This is a genomic window from Streptomyces sp. BR123 (assembly GCF_013401435.1).
GTDB lineage: Bacteria > Actinomycetota > Actinomycetes > Streptomycetales > Streptomycetaceae > Streptomyces.
The window spans coordinates 1-13,903 of sequence record NZ_JACBGN010000194.1; the positions used below are offsets into that span (position 1 = coordinate 1).

Below are 13,903 nucleotides of genomic sequence, written 5' to 3' on the forward strand. Positions count from 1 at the left end.
GGCCGGGGAGGACGGAGATCCGCTCGGCGGCGATGTTGGCGAGGGCGGTGTCCACGTCGAAGACGGGCTGGGGGACCATCGTGGCGCCGCGCATCAGGCAGGCGAGGATGCCGGCCTTGTAGCCGAAGGTGTGGAAGAAGGGGTTCACGATCAGGTAGCGGTCGCCCTCGCGGAGTCCGGCGAGCTCGCTCCACACCTCGTAGCAGCGCAGGGACTGGGCGTGGGTGATGACGGCGCCCTTGGGTCTGCCGGTGGTGCCCGAAGTGAAGATGATGTCGGAGGGGGCTTCGGGGCGGATCGTTTCGGCGCGCCGGCGGACGGCCGCGGCGGGCACGGTGTCGCCGTCGGCCAGGAAGTCCTTCCAGGTGCGGAAGTCCTCGGGGGCGTCGTCGGCGAGGACGACGACCTGTTCCAGGTGCGGCAGGCCGGGCAGCGGGCCGGCAAGCGGGCCGTCGGCGGCGGGGCCCTGTGCGGCGGCCCGGCGCAGGGATGCGACGTAGGAGGTGCCGAGGAAGGTGCCGGTGACGAAGAGCAGCCGGGCCCGGCTGCGTCGGAGGACGTACGCCGCTTCCGTGCCCTTGAACCGCGTGTTGAGGGGGACGAGGACGGCGCCCGCGGAGACGGCGCCGAGGGCGGAGACGATCCAGTCGACGGTGTTGGGCGCCCAGACGGCGACCCGGTCGCCCGGCTCGATGCCGGCGGCGAGGGCGGCGGCCGCGGCGCGCTCGATGCGCTCGCCGAGCTGCGCGTAGGTCAGCCGGGTGCGGCCGTCGACCACGGCCTCGCGGTCGGCGTGGCGGGCGGCGGCCGCGCGGACCAGCCCGGGGATGCTGCCCCAGCGCAGGTCGCCCCGTACGTCCTCGCCTGCGGTGGCCGGTGCTGTCCCGTGTCCCGGTCCGCGCCCCGGCCCGCCGTGTCCTGTGCCGCGTCCGCCGCGTCCGCCGCGTCCGGAATCGGCATCCGGTCCGCGCCCGGTTTCGCGTACGCCCTCGCCCATCGTCCGCCTCCCCACGACACCAGTAGCTGACTATCCGTCAGATTAGCTGTAGCCTTCGCGGCTGTCAGCACTGGCGCGGCCCGCGGAGGTGGCGGATGGCGGCAACACTCAAGGACGCTACGGCGATCGTCGGAATCGGCCAGACGCCCTTCGCCAGACACCTGCCCGAGTCCGAGAAGGCGCTGGCCTGCCGGGCGATCCTCGCCGCCCTCGCGGACGCCGGCATCGCCCCCTCCGAGGTCGACGCCTTCGCCTCGTACACGATGGAGGAGACCGACGAGGTCGAGGTCGCCAAGTCCATCGGCGCGGGGGACGTCACCTTCTTCTCCAAGGTCGGCTACGGAGGCGGCGGCTCCTGCGCCACCGTCGCCCACCTCGCCGCCGCCGTCGCCACCGGCCAGGCCACCGTCGGCGTCGCCTGGCGCTCCCGCAAACGCGGCTCCGGGCCGCGCCCCTGGACCGACACCGCCGTCCAGCTGCCCACCCCCGGACAGTGGACCCGCCCCTTCGGGCTGCTCCGGCCCGCCGACGAGATCGCCATGCTGGCCCGCCGCTACATGCACGAGTACGGGGCCACCCGCGACCACCTCTTCAACGTGGCCATGGCCTGCCGCAACCGGGCCAACGAGAACCCCGCCGCGATCATGTACGACCGGCCGCTGACCCGCGAGATGTACATGACCTCCCGCATGATCAGCGAACCGCTCTGCCTGTTCGACAACTGCCTGGAGACCGACGGCGCGCTGGCCTGCGTCATCGTCTCCGCCGAGCGCGCCCGCGACTGCCGGCAGCGCCCCGTGTACGTGCACTCCGTCGCCCAGGGCCTGCCCGCCCAGCACCACGGCATGGTCAACTACTGGAACGACGACCCGCTCACCGGCCCCGCCTGGACCGCCGCCCGGCACCTGTGGAAGCACGCCGACTTCGGCCCGCAGGACATCGACGTCGCCCAGATCTACGACGCCTTCACCCCGCTGATCCTGCTGTCCCTGGAGGGCTACGGCTTCTGCGCGCGCGGCGAGGGCGCCGCCTACACCGAGGGCGGAGCCCTGGAGACCGGCGGCCGGCTCCCGATCAACACCGGCGGCGGCGGACTGTCCGAGGCCTACGTCCACGGCTTCAACCTGATCAACGAGGGCGTCAAACAGCTGCGCGGCAGCTCGACCGCCCAGGTGCCCGGCGCCGCGACCTGCCTGGTCACGGCCGGCGAGGGCGTCCCGACGTCGGCGCTCCTGCTGCGCGCCTGAACCACACCCGAACCTGAACCACACCGCCGTCCGGGACACGAGGAGACGAGGGACCACCGTGACCGCAGCCGCCGAAGCACTGCTCCTGCCCGTCCCGGACGCCGACGGCGCCCCCTTCTGGGAGTACGCCGCCCGGGGCGAACTCCGCGTCCAGGCCTGCACCGCCTGCGGCAGGCTCCGCTTCCCGCCGCGCCCCTGCTGCCCGCACTGCCGGTCGTTCGCCTCCGAGTGGCGCCCCACCGGCGGCCGGGGCCGCATCTGGTCGTACGTCCGCCCGCACCCGCCGCTGCTTCCCGCCTACGCGGCGCAGGCCCCGTACAACGTCGTCCTCGTGGAACTCGCCGACGCGCCGCACATCCGGCTCGCCGGCAACCTCGTCGCCTCGGCCGACGCCCCGCTGAACTCGGTGGACCCGGCCCGGCTGCGCATCGGCGCCCGGGTCCAGGCCGTGTTCGCCGACGCGGGCGGGATCACCGTGCCGCGCTGGATCCTGGAGAAGGCATGACGCTGCGGGTGGAGCGGGACGAGGCCGACGGGGTCGCGGTCGTCACCCTGGACCGGGAGCACCGGCACAACGCGATCGACCTGGCGACCGCCGCCGGACTGGCCGCGCTGTGGCGGGAGTTCCGCCACGACGACGCGGTCCGGGCGGTGGTGCTGACCGGGGCGGGCGGGGCCGCGTTCTGCACCGGCATCGACCGGGACGCGTCCGTCCCGCAGCCGGGCTCCCCGTACTCGGTCGACGACCCGCTGGCGGCGATCGGCCCGAAGGCGGCCGACCTGTGGAAGCCGGTGGTCGCCGCCGTCAACGGCATGGCCTGCGGCGGGGCGTTCTACCTGCTGGGCGAGGCCGAGTTCATCGTCGCCTCCGACACGGCGACCTTCTTCGACCCGCACACCTCGTACGGGATGGTCAGCGCCTACGAGGCCGTGTACATGGCCCAGCGGATGCCCTTCGGCGAAGCCGCCCGGATGTCCCTGATGGGTACGGCGGAACGGCTGTCGGCGCGGCGGGCGTACGAGATCGGGCTCGTCTCGGAACTGGCCGCGCCCGCGGAACTGCCCGAGGCGGCGCTGCGGGCGGCGCGGACGCTGGCCGGCTTCCCGACGCAGGCCGTGCAGGGCACCGTACGGGCCCTGTGGTCGGCGAAGCAGGCGGCCCTGCAGCAGGCGCTGGCGCAGGCCCCGGCGCTGATCGCGCTGGGCAACCTGCCGCCGGACCGCCAAGCGGCCCTGTTCGCGGCCCGGCGGGCAGTGCCGGAGCCCCGGCTGCGGTGACACCGACACCCGGCTCCCGGTTCGGCCCCGGCGCCGGCCGCCCCCGACCGCCCCCGACCGCCTCCGACCGCCTCCGTCGCGGCCGTTCAGAAGGGGCTCAGTCGCCGCCGTACTCCTTGCAGCGCGTGAGGTTGTGGCTCGACGCGAGGCCTTCACCCTGCACCTCGCGCCCCGTGCCCCGCGCCCTGCGCCCTGCGCCCTGCGCCCCGGACAGTCGCGTGAGCTTCCGGGCCACCGCCTTGCTCTGCTGCGCGCCGGATCGGGATCCATCCGCAGCGGTGTGTAGGCGAGTTCTCCACCACTCGAACAGGCAGTGGGAGTGTCGCCCTCACCAGCGCAGCAGCCGCGGCAACCGTGGTCCTCTTGCCTGCGGACCATGGGAAACCCGCAGCTCGTCCTGTATCCGCCGTGCCTTTCGTCCCTCCGTACGACCCGTCGTGTCCGGCTGCCGACGGCCGCCGGGGGGGGTGCGCCTGCGCGCCCCGCCCACGCAAGGCGGCTTGGCCGGTTCGCAGTTGTCGTGCATATGATCGGCGCCAGCCGACGGGAGGCGCGAACATGTCAGATGAACTCGTTCCGGACCACCAAGTGGACATGCGGCTGAACGGCGAGGGGCCGCTGGCCCCGGGCGCCACCGCACCACCGCCACCGCTGCTGCAGTCTCCGAGCCTCACGCCGCCGCCGCTGCTGAAGGCGCCGGGCGGACAGGACTTCGCCTCGACGCCGGCCGAAAAGGAGGCTGCCGCCAACACGATCCAGTACGAACTCCAGCCGCACACCCAGACCGCCGCGGACCACGCGGACGAGTCGACCGGCGCCGCCCAGAAGGGCTTCGACGGCTGGGAGACCGCCGCCGGCCTGAAGACGGTCGCGGAGACCTGGGACCAGCAGGTGAAGAACCTGATCGCCCGCCTCGAAGCGGAGAAGAACGCCCTGCGCGGCGCCTCGGGCCTCGTCGCACGCAACGACATCGGACTGCGCAACGACTTCCTCGCCACGAAGTCGAAGCTGCACGGCGTATAGGGGGATCCGAGCTGTGGCACTGAACTACCACGAGGTCCTGACCACGAACTTCGGCCTGCTCGGGACGGCCGCAGGCAAGTGGGAGCTGACGGCGGGCGAGCTGAAGAAGGTCGAGACCCGCTACGGCAACACCGTCCAGAAGATCACCACGACCGACAACTGGGCCGGCTTCAGCTCCGTGAGCGCCCAGAAGGGCTTCGCTGCCACCCGCTACGAGTACGCGGCCGCCCAGGTCCAGGCGAAGGCGATCGCAAGTCTGCTGCGCGACGCCCAGGAGAAGTTCACCGACCTGAAGAACAAGCTGGAGAGCGCCCGCGACGACGCGATAGCCGCCGGCATGACCGTCTCCGCGGAGGGACGCGTCGCCTTCGACCACTCCAAGCTCACCCCGGGCGAGCGCAGCGCCTACCACCACGACCCCGACGGCCAGAAGGCGATCGCCGAAGCCGTCGACAAGTGGCAGAAGCACATCGACGACCGGGTGAAGGTCGTCACCGAACTCGACCAGAACATCAAGGCCGTCCTCCAGACCGCCGTCACCGACAGCAACAAGGACGCCTTCGGCAAGGGCGCCGACATGTCGCTCAGCGGGTTCAACGCCGGTGCCACGGGCGATCTGGACCAGGCCCTGAAGGACGAGAAGGCCGCACGGGAGCAGGCGGCCAAGGAGGCGGAGGCGGCGAAGAACGGGCCGAAGTCCGAAGGCGGCCTCAAGATCACCGGCCCCGACGTCGGCGCCTCGGCCAGTGGCCAGAAGTACGGCAAGGAGGGCTCGGCCAAGGCGTACGCCGACCTCTTCCACATGACCGCGGACGGCAAGTACCAGAACGGGGACCTGACGCTCTCCGGTGTCGACGACATCACCCTGGGTGCCAGGGCCAGCGCGAACTACGGCATGACCCACGACGGCCTCTCCGGCAAGGCCGAGGTGTCCGCGGGTGTCAGGACCCTGCTGGAGGGACGCGCCGACTACAGCCACTGGGGCGGCGCCTACGCGCGCACCGAGGGATTCGCCGGTGGAGAGGCCGCGGTCAGCGGCACGGCACGGTGGGACAACCTCAGCGCCGGGGCGAAGGCCTTCGCCGGCGGGAAGCTCAGTGTCGCGGGCGGCGGGGAGGTCGCCGGTATCGGCGCGGGCGCCACGGCCGAGGGATGGGCCGGCGCGGGCGCGGAGGCCAAGGTGACCTTCGGCAAGGGCGACGACGGCAAGTGGCACGTCGGCGGCAAGGTGGGTGTTGCCCTCGGTATCGGCGGCGCGGTGGGCGGCGAGTTCACCATCGACACCGAAAAGGTGACCAAGGCCGCCGGCGACACCGCCGACTGGGTGGGCGACACCGCCGGCGACATCAAGGACGGCTTCGTCGGACTGTTCGACTGATGCACTTCTCAGCGGAAGGAAGGAGGGCCTGACAACATGCCCACGACACTGCCGATTCCGATCGAGTTCAGCCTGCCGGAGGGCTGGCGGCCCGCCCCTCCGGACGAGGTCGGCGCCCCGGGCGTGGCGTTCGTCGCCCTGCATCCGGAGCCGGATGCCGGGTTCACCGCGAACATCACCGTCGACGGCGACTTCTGGACGGGCGAGGAAACCCTCGCCGACATCGCCGAGGGGTCGGTGGAGCGGCTGCGCCGGGTCGCCGGGCCGGTGGTGGTAGCCGACCGCCGCGAGTTCGGCTCCGCGGACTCTCCCGCCCTCGGGCAGCGGCTGACGTTCACCGCCGCCGTGGCCGGTGTGCCGCGCGAGCTCGTCCAGTCCCAGGTCTATCTGGCCATGCAGGACGTGGCGGACCCGCACAGGCGCGTGGTGATCCGGCTGATCCTGACCGCCACCGCGGCACAGGAGGACGACGTGCGGGGGGACTTCCAGGAGTTCCTCCGCTCGGTCGGCCCCGACACGGGGGCCGGCGGCCAGGACACCGGAGCCGGCGGCCGGAACACCGGAACCGGCGGCCCGGACAACGCGGCGGGGACGGGGGCGTAGCCGTGGGCCTCAAGGACAGGCTGACCGGTACGCGGCGCCCCGACGGCGGCGTCCCGCCCGAGCCGGCGGCGGAGGTCCGGGCGGCGCTGCTCGCGCTGGGCGGGCCGGACGTGCCGTACACCGTGCGCAACGCCCTGCCCGCGGAGGACGCCGACCTGGTGGCGGAGTGGCGGCTTCGAGAACCCGCCTGGCACGACCACTTCCTCCGCCACCGGCTGGAGCGGCAGGTACAGATCCGGATGCGGATCGACCCGGCCAGGCACGAGGTGCGGACCGCCGACCGGATGTGGGAGGTCACGTGGGTCGGCGGCACGCCCCGGCTGGCGACGTCCGGCGAGCTCTCCCGCGGCCAGGTGACGACGGTGTCGAAGCAGTGGACCATCGGGCGGGGGAAGGACGGCGGCATCGAGGCGACCGAGTCGTTCCGCTTCGATGTGGCGGACATGAAGACGCCGCTGCAGAAGGCGGTCCTCGGCGCGGGGTGGACCTGGCGCGGAGTGCTGTTCGGGCGGCTCTGAACGACTCTGAGCGGCTCTGACCGACACGGCGGAGGCCCGCCCCCTCGGAAGGGAAGCGGGCCTCCGGCCGTATCGGGCGTGCCCGGAACGGCGTGCCCGGAACGGTGGGACCAGGCCTCGGGCCCGTCCTCGGGCCCGTCCTCGGATCAGGCCTCGACGACGCCCGAGGCCGCGATCTCGATCTTGGCGCGGGTGGAGCCGGACGGCGAGCCCAGCTTCTCGATCGCGTCGACGACCTCGGTGCCCTGGACGACCTCGCCGAAGACGACGTGCTTGCCGTCGAGCCACGGGGTGACGACCGTGGTGATGAAGAACTGCGAGCCGTTGGTGTTGCGGCCGGCGTTGGCCATCGACAGCAGGTACGGGCGGTCGTGCTTCAGCTGGAAGTTCTCGTCGGCGAACTTCTCGCCGTAGATGCTCTTGCCGCCGGTGCCGTTCTGGTTGGTGAAGTCGCCGCCCTGCAGCATGAACTGCGGGATGACGCGGTGGAACGGCGAGCCCGCGTAGCCGTAGCCGTGTTGGCCGGTGGCCAGCTCGCGGAAGTTCTTCGCGGTCTTCGGGACGACCTCGTCGAAGAGGCGGAAGACGATACGGCCGGCGGCCTCGCCGTTGATGTTGATGTCGAAGTAGACGTTGCTCATGGGGTCCATCCTGTCACTCCCGGTGCCGTGCGCGACCCGGCGGGGCCGGAACCCCGCCCGCCCCCGCCCGGCGGCCCGGCGTTCACCCGGCCGTGCGGGTGCCCGTTCCCTTGACCGCGTCGAGCGCGTACACGCAGCGGTCCTTGCTGCACGCGTACACGACGCCACCCTCCGCGACCGGAGCCCCGGTGATCTCGCCGCCCGTGGCCAGCTTCCAGCGGAGCTGCCCGCCGGCCGCGTCCAGGGTGTACAGGCAGTGGTCGGCGGAGCCGAAGTGCACCCGGCCGTCGGCGACCGCCGGGGAGCCGGTGATCTCGCCGCCCGCCGCGAACCGCCACTTCGGGGTGCCGGTGACCGCGTCCAGCGTGTACACGGCGCTGCCCGCGCCCAGGTGGATGCTGCCGGACGCGATCAGCACCGGGTCCGAGGACGAGCGCGGCTCGGTGGCGATGCGCCAGCGGTCCTTGCCGGTGATCGCGTCCAGCGCGTACACGGTGCCCAGGTAGTCCACGAGGTACACGCCGCCGCCGGTGACGGCCGCGCCCGGCGCGAACGCCGGCGGGGCCAGGAACACGGCCGGCGCCTCGAAGTGCCAGCGGACCCGGCCCGACGCCCGGTCCACGGACAGGACGCGGGTGCCGGCGGCGATGTAGGTGTTGCCGTCGGGGGCCGGGGTGACGCGTACCGGTACGTTGCCGCAGGAGGCCGCGTCGCCGACGGGGTACGACCAGGCCTCCACGCCGCTGCGGGCGTCCAGGGCGCGCAGCCGGGCGTCCTGCCACACGTACAGCGTGCCCTCGTGCAGGACGGGGGCCGCCTCGGGCGTCTCGAAGTCGCTCTGCGCCCCGGACAGCTCCCACAGCTTCTGGCCGTTGGAAGCCTCCCAGGCCTGGATGCCGCCGCCGCGGGTGGCGGTGACGACGGTGCCCCGGTCGGCGCGCAGGGCGTACACCCAGGCGTCGGTGGACAGCCGCCACCGTTCGGTGCCGTCGGAGGCGTCGAGGGCGAACAGGGAGGGGCCGTCGGAGGCGTGGATGCGGCCGTCCGAGACGGCCATGGCCCAGGCGACGTCGCGGGTCTTGAACTGGCGGCGGCCGGTGGCCACGTCCAGGGCGTGCACCTCGAAGGAGGTGACGTAGAGCAGGTTGCCGGCGACGGTCGGGGTGCCCCACACCTCGTTCGACATGCGGAACCGCCAGGGGCGCCAGCGGCCGCTGTCGGGGGCCGGGCCCTGGTTCGCCGCGGTGGCCGCCGCGGACGACGACGGTGACGCGGCGGGCCCGGGGGCCGCGGAGGCGCCGCCCGGCGGGCGGACCCAGCCGGTCGCGGAGTCGGCGGATCCGGTGTGCGCGGCGGGCGCCGACGCGCTCGCCCGCGGCCCGGGCCCGATCGGCACCGGCGAGCCGCCGAGGCGCACCGGCTCGCCGCTGGGCGCGGGCACGGCGCCGGGCGCCGCCGAGGGAGCCGCCCCGGACGCCGCCGAGGGCGCCGACGAGGGCGCCGACGTCGGCCGGGGCGGGTGCTGGGGGCGCTGCGGGAGGGGATGGCCGGTCCGCGGGTCGACGCCGGGTTCCGCGAGGCCGCGGGGCGCGTGGCGGTGCGTGGGCACGTCGGCGGGCCGCCCCTGGGCGCCGGGGCCTCGGCCGGGCGCCGGGACCGGTGCGACCACCGTGCGCTGTCCGGCGCGCCGGGCCTCGATCATCGCGACGGCCCGGCCGGGCAGCCAGGCGGACGCGGTGCCGCTGTCGTCGCCGCCGTCGAAGAGGTGCGGGGCGAGCTGGGCCTGGAGGTCGGCCGGGGTGGGGCGCTGGGCGGCCTCCATCTGCATGCAGGACTCGATGAGCGGGCGCAGCTCCTCGGGCAGCCCGTCGAGGTTGGGCTCCTCGCGCAGCAGCATGAACACCGTCTCCACCGGGTTCGCCCCGTGGTAGGGCGGGTGCCCCGTCGCGGCGAACACGAGGGTGGAGCCGAGGGAGAAGACGTCGCTGGCGCCCTTGACGCTGCGCGAGTCCTTCGCCTGTTCGGGCGACATGTAGGCGGGGGTGCCGACGGCGACGTTCGTCATGGTCAGGCGGGTGTTGGAGACACCGCTCGCGATACCGAAGTCGATCACGCGCGGGCCGTCCTCGACGACGAGCACGTTCGACGGCTTCAGGTCGCGGTGGACCAGGCCCGCCCCGTGGATGGACTGCAGTGCCTCGGCGATGCCGGCCGCGAGCCACCGTACGGCCTGCACGGGCATCGGCCCGCACTCGTTGACGATCTCCTCCAGGGAGGGCGCCGGGACGTACGCGGTCGCCAGCCACGGCACGGCCGCCCGCGGGTCGGCGTCGACCACGGCCGCGGTGTAGAAGCCGGACACGGCGCGCGCCGCCTCCACCTCGCGGGTGAAGCGCACCCGGAACAGCTGGTCCTCGGCGAGCTCGGTCCGCACTGTCTTGATCGCCACCCGGCGTCCGGACGCCGACCGTGCGAGATAGACCAGCCCCATGCCGCCGGCGCCGAGCCGTCCCAGCACCTCGAAGGGGCCGATCCGTCTCGGGTCGTGCTGCGTCAGCTGCTCCACCACTCGCCTCACACCTCCCCGTACGGGCCTTGGCCTGGCCCGTTTCCACCTGCACGCGCGCCCGCACGGTGGTCGGCCTCCGTGCGGCGTTGCTTTCCGGGCGTCGTCCGGAGTCGCGCAACCCCGATTCTGTCAGGCCCGCGCGCAGGGCGTGTCGTCACAGTCGGGGCCGTGCCGGGTCGCGTCGCTCCCGACGGGCCGGGGCGGCCGGTTCGGGCGGGCCGGAGGGGGCGTCTCAGGCCGGTCCCGGCGGGCCCGAAGAGTGGCCTCAGGCCGGTCCGGGCGGGGCGGAAGGGTGGGCCCAGGCCGGTCCGGGCGCCGGTCCGGGCGCCGGTCGGACCGGTGCCTCAGGCCGGTCCCGGCTGTCCGGCGGACTCGGAGAGGAGGGCGAAGACCGCGCCCTGGTTGTCCGCGACGACCGCGATCCGCCCGTAGGGCGTGTCGAACGGATCGGCGGTGACACGGCCGCCCAGCCGCTTGACGATCTCGACGGACCGGTCGCAGTCCGGGACGCCGAAGTACGCGAGGAAGTGCGCCGGCATGATCTCCGGGAAGGCGTCGGTGATCAGGCTGCGCCCCAGGACGGCCGTCTCGGCGCCGGGCGCGCTGCCGGGCGGGGACCACAGCCGGTACTCGACGCCGGAGCCGTCGTCGTCCTGGTCCTCGGGGACGAAGCCGAAGACGTTGGCGTAGAAGACGTCGACGGCGTCGCGGGCCCGGGTGTAGAGCTCCGCCCAGCAGTAGGTGTACGGCTCCTGCTGGGCCTCGAAGCCGTGGTGGGTGCCGGGCTGCCACAGGCCGAAGACGGCCCCGCCGGGGTCGGCGGCCAGGGCCGCCGTGCCGTACGGGCCGAGGGGCTGCGGGTCCATCACCATCTGGCCGCCGGAGGCGCGGATGCGGGCGGCGCAGGCGTAGGCGTCGTTGGTGTAGAGGTAGATCCCCCAGACGGTGGGCATGCGGCCGTCGGGCTTCGGGGCGAGGGCGGCGACGTTGCGGCCGCGGCTGTAGGCCTGCGTGTAGCCGCCGTACGGGGCGCCGGCGCTCTCGCTGAAGGTCCACCCGAAGAGCTCGCCGTAGAAGCGCTTGCCCGCCTCGACGTCCGGAAGCGAGGCGTCCACCCAGCAGGGTGTGCCTTCCGCGAATGCGGCCATGGCCCGTTTCCTTCCGTTGTGCGGGGTTGCGTACCCTTCGTACGCTCCCGCGCAGCTCCCAGCGATGTCCCCACGGCCATGATCCGCCCGAAGGCTTGTCCACAGCCTGTTGATAAGACTAATCGGGGGATACTGGAAGAAAGCGACCACCCCCTCGGGCGGCCGGACCGGATCGCGCCCCGGCCCCTCCCGGACGACTTCGCGGACGACGTCGCGGACGGCTCCCCGATACCGCGCGCGGGGCCTCGGCGGGGGTCGAAAACGGCCGGAAACCGCCCGCCGGACCTTTCGGGAGCTCCGATTGCCCAGGCCAGCCACCACCTAACCCCATTTGCAGGCGGCCGAATCGCGCCCACATCACCCCTCGGTAAGCTGACGGCATGACAGGACAAGTACGCACCGTCGACGGCCGCGTTGCCGGCCGACGCGGTCAGGCGACGCGGCAGAAGCTGCTCGACTGCCTCGGCGAGATGCTCAGCTCCTCGCCGTACCGCGACGTCAAGGTCATCGACGTCGCCCGCAAGGCCGGAACCTCCCCCGCGACCTTCTACCAGTACTTCCCGGACGTCGAGGGCGCCGTCCTGGAGATCGCCGAGCAAATGGCCACCGAAGGCGCGCAGTTGACCTCGCTCGTCGAGGGGCGCAGCTGGGTCGGCAAGGCCGGCTGGCAGGCGGCCGAGGAGCTCGTCGAGGGCTTCCTGGACTTCTGGCGGCGCAACGACGCGATCCTGCGCGTCGTCGACCTCGGCGCGGCCGAGGGCGACAAGCGCTTCTACAAGATCCGCATGAAGATCCTGAACTCCGTCACCAACTCCCTTACGGAGTCGATCAAGGAGCTCCAGGCCAAGGGCAAGGTCGACAAGGAACTCAGCCCGGCGGCCATGGCGGGCTCGCTGGTCGCGATGCTGGCCGCGGTCGCCTCGCACCAGAAGGGCTTCCAGACCTGGGGCGTCAAGCAGGCCGAGCTCAAGCCGAACCTGGCGCTCCTCGTCCACCTGGGCATGACCGGCAAGAAGCCGACCAGGTAACGGCGGACCTCCGGACCGCCCGCCACCACGGGGGTCCGCCGCCGTCACCGGAATCCGCCGCGCCACCACGGGGGTCCGCCGCCGTCACCGGAATCCGCCGCGCCGTACCGGGGATCCGCCGCGATCAACGACGCTCCAGGCGGAACAACCGGATCTCCCGCTCGATGCGCGCCTGGTACGTCGCGTACGGCGGCCAGAACCTCAGCACGGCCTGCCATGCCGCGGCGCGCTCCGCGCCCTGCAGCAGCCGTGCCCGTACGGCGATGTCGCGGCCCTTCCAACTCACCTCTGCGTCGGGATGCTCGAGCAGGTTCGCGGTCCACGCCGGGTGCCCGGGGCGGCCGAAGTTGGAGCCGATCAGGATCCACCCGGCGCCGGACTCCTCCGGCATGCAGGCGAGCGGCGTACTGCGCGGCTGCCCGGTCCTCGCGCCCTTGGCGGTGAGGATCAGCCCGGGGAGCATGCGGGCGCTGGGAATGACCCTGCCGCGGGTGAGGCGGTGCACGGCCCTGTCCAGGGCGGGGATGACGTGCGGTGCGATCCGGGCGAAGAGCACGGTCGAGGAGATCTTCTGGACGAACCTGGTGCCGAGAGCCATCAGACGACCGCCTTCTCGCTCGGGTGGAGGGGGCTGGCGGCGACGGGGACGGGTGCGGGGACGGGTGCGGGCGCGGATACCGGTCCCCCGGGGGTGAACAGGCCCGCCCGGTGGGCCGCGAGCGCCCGCAGCCGATGGACCGGGCCGAAGAGCAGCTCGTCGGCCGCCGCCCGCTTGAAGTACAGGTGGGCGTCGTGCTCCCAGGTGAAGCCGATGCCGCCGTGCAGCTGGATCGCCTCGCCCGCCGTGAGCCGCAGCGTCTCCAGCGCCTGGGCGAGGGCGAGGCCGCCCTGCCCCGGGTCCCACGCGGCGTAGTACGCGGCCGAGCGGGCCGCCTGGACCTGCACGTACAGGTCGGCGAGCCGGTGCTTGACCGCCTGGAACGAGCCGATCGCCCGGCCGAACTGCTCCCGGGTGCGCACGTACTCCACCGTCCGGTCCAGCGCCTGGCCGGCCGCCCCGGCCGCCTCGGCGGCGAGCACTGCGGCGGCGGTGCGCCCGGTGGCGGCGAGCGCACGGAGGACGCGATCGCCGGAGTCGCCGCAGTCGCCGGAACTGACCGAGTCGGAGGTGCTGCCGCTGTCGCCGCCCTCGCCCAGCAGCTCGGATTCGACCTCGCGCAGTTGGACGCAGGCCTGCGGCCGGGTCTCGTCCAGGACGGTCTGCCGCCACCGGACGAGCCCGGGCGCGTCCCCCCGCACGAGGAACAGCAGGGTCCGGCTCCGGGCGAACCCACCCGTGTGCGCGGGGACCAGCAGCAGGCCCGCGCTGTGCCCGTCGAGCACCTGCGCGGCCTCCCCGTACAGCCGCCAGCCGTACTCCACCGTCCGGTCCAGCGCCTGGCCGGCCGCCCCGGCCGCCTCGGCGGCGAGCAC

14 protein-coding genes are annotated in these 13,903 nt (G+C 73.4%); 8 read left to right on the top strand and 6 right to left on the bottom strand.

Annotated features, from left to right (window positions below; genetic code table 11):
• Window positions 1–997 (bottom strand): AMP-binding protein (locus tag HYE82_RS25265; protein WP_179176450.1); only part of this gene is annotated, 997 nt, incomplete at its 3' end.
• Window positions 998–1,092: 95 nt separating this feature from the next.
• Here HYE82_RS25265 and HYE82_RS25270 point away from each other — a divergent pair.
• The 7 genes from HYE82_RS25270 to HYE82_RS25300 all read left to right on the top strand — a co-directional run bounded on the left by HYE82_RS25270 (window position 1,093) and on the right by HYE82_RS25300 (window position 7,044).
• Window positions 1,093–2,244 carry a lipid-transfer protein gene (locus HYE82_RS25270; protein ID WP_179176451.1) on the top strand — a complete coding sequence of 384 codons (1,152 nt, stop codon included), beginning with the start codon at window positions 1,093–1,095 and terminating at the stop codon, window positions 2,242–2,244.
• Between the two features lie 58 nt (window positions 2,245–2,302).
• Window positions 2,303–2,749, top strand: a complete 447-nt coding sequence (locus tag HYE82_RS25275; RefSeq protein WP_309144444.1) for an OB-fold domain-containing protein — start codon at window positions 2,303–2,305, stop codon at window positions 2,747–2,749.
• Window positions 2,746–3,522 (top strand): enoyl-CoA hydratase/isomerase family protein, encoded by a 777-nt coding sequence (locus tag HYE82_RS25280; protein WP_179176452.1) that lies wholly within the window; start codon window positions 2,746–2,748, stop codon window positions 3,520–3,522. The genes HYE82_RS25275 and HYE82_RS25280 overlap by 4 nt, the downstream gene beginning before the upstream one ends.
• Before the next feature lie 558 nt (window positions 3,523–4,080).
• Complete coding sequence (locus HYE82_RS25285; protein ID WP_256987653.1) at window positions 4,081–4,545, top strand: hypothetical protein; 465 nt, start codon at window positions 4,081–4,083, stop codon at window positions 4,543–4,545.
• Between the two features lie 13 nt (window positions 4,546–4,558).
• Window positions 4,559–5,923 carry a hypothetical protein gene (locus tag HYE82_RS25290; RefSeq protein WP_179176453.1) on the top strand — a complete coding sequence of 455 codons (1,365 nt, stop codon included), beginning with the start codon at window positions 4,559–4,561 and terminating at the stop codon, window positions 5,921–5,923.
• 36 nt (window positions 5,924–5,959) lie between these two features.
• Complete coding sequence (locus HYE82_RS25295) at window positions 5,960–6,526, top strand: hypothetical protein (protein WP_306439630.1); 567 nt, start codon at window positions 5,960–5,962, stop codon at window positions 6,524–6,526.
• Window positions 6,527–6,528: 2 nt separating this feature from the next.
• A complete protein-coding gene (locus HYE82_RS25300) occupies window positions 6,529–7,044 on the top strand; it encodes a hypothetical protein (RefSeq protein WP_179176454.1) in 516 nt (171 codons plus the stop codon).
• 146 nt (window positions 7,045–7,190) lie between these two features.
• Here HYE82_RS25300 and HYE82_RS25305 read toward each other — a convergent pair whose 3' ends face one another.
• From HYE82_RS25305 to HYE82_RS25315, 3 genes are all read right to left on the bottom strand, one after another.
• Window positions 7,191–7,685: a peptidylprolyl isomerase gene (locus HYE82_RS25305; protein WP_179176455.1), complete on the bottom strand. Its 495-nt coding sequence runs from the start codon at window positions 7,683–7,685 to the stop codon at window positions 7,191–7,193.
• Between the two features lie 82 nt (window positions 7,686–7,767).
• Window positions 7,768–10,254, bottom strand: coding sequence for a serine/threonine-protein kinase (locus HYE82_RS25310; protein ID WP_179176456.1), 2,487 nt, complete (start codon window positions 10,252–10,254; stop codon window positions 7,768–7,770).
• A gap of 344 nt (window positions 10,255–10,598) precedes the next feature.
• A complete protein-coding gene (locus HYE82_RS25315; RefSeq protein ID WP_179176457.1) occupies window positions 10,599–11,402 on the bottom strand; it encodes a VOC family protein in 804 nt (267 codons plus the stop codon).
• Between the two features lie 380 nt (window positions 11,403–11,782).
• Here HYE82_RS25315 and HYE82_RS25320 point away from each other — a divergent pair, with 380 nt between their 5' ends.
• Window positions 11,783–12,430, top strand: coding sequence for a TetR family transcriptional regulator (locus tag HYE82_RS25320; RefSeq protein WP_179176458.1), 648 nt, complete (start codon window positions 11,783–11,785; stop codon window positions 12,428–12,430).
• Between the two features lie 124 nt (window positions 12,431–12,554).
• On the opposite strand, the gene HYE82_RS25325 is transcribed toward HYE82_RS25320, so the two are convergent.
• Both HYE82_RS25325 and HYE82_RS25330 read right to left on the bottom strand, forming a co-directional pair.
• Window positions 12,555–13,028, bottom strand: a complete 474-nt coding sequence (locus tag HYE82_RS25325) for a nitroreductase family deazaflavin-dependent oxidoreductase (RefSeq protein ID WP_179176459.1) — start codon at window positions 13,026–13,028, stop codon at window positions 12,555–12,557.
• The coding region (locus HYE82_RS25330; RefSeq protein WP_256987654.1) for an acyl-CoA dehydrogenase family protein at window positions 13,028–13,903 on the bottom strand (876 nt) is incomplete at its 5' end. The genes HYE82_RS25330 and HYE82_RS25325, both read right to left, overlap by 1 nt.

Coding starts and splice junctions, on each gene's coding strand:
- HYE82_RS25315 (WP_179176457.1), bottom strand. CDS start 11,402: ATGGCCGCATTCGCGGAAGGCACACCCTGCTGGGTGGACGCCTCGCTT.
- HYE82_RS25320 (WP_179176458.1), top strand. CDS start 11,783: ATGACAGGACAAGTACGCACCGTCGACGGCCGCGTTGCCGGCCGACGC.
- HYE82_RS25295 (WP_306439630.1), top strand. CDS start 5,960: ATGCCCACGACACTGCCGATTCCGATCGAGTTCAGCCTGCCGGAGGGC.
- HYE82_RS25280 (WP_179176452.1), top strand. CDS start 2,746: ATGACGCTGCGGGTGGAGCGGGACGAGGCCGACGGGGTCGCGGTCGTC.
- HYE82_RS25285 (WP_256987653.1), top strand. CDS start 4,081: ATGTCAGATGAACTCGTTCCGGACCACCAAGTGGACATGCGGCTGAAC.
- HYE82_RS25270 (WP_179176451.1), top strand. CDS start 1,093: ATGGCGGCAACACTCAAGGACGCTACGGCGATCGTCGGAATCGGCCAG.
- HYE82_RS25305 (WP_179176455.1), bottom strand. CDS start 7,685: ATGAGCAACGTCTACTTCGACATCAACATCAACGGCGAGGCCGCCGGC.
- HYE82_RS25325 (WP_179176459.1), bottom strand. CDS start 13,028: ATGGCTCTCGGCACCAGGTTCGTCCAGAAGATCTCCTCGACCGTGCTC.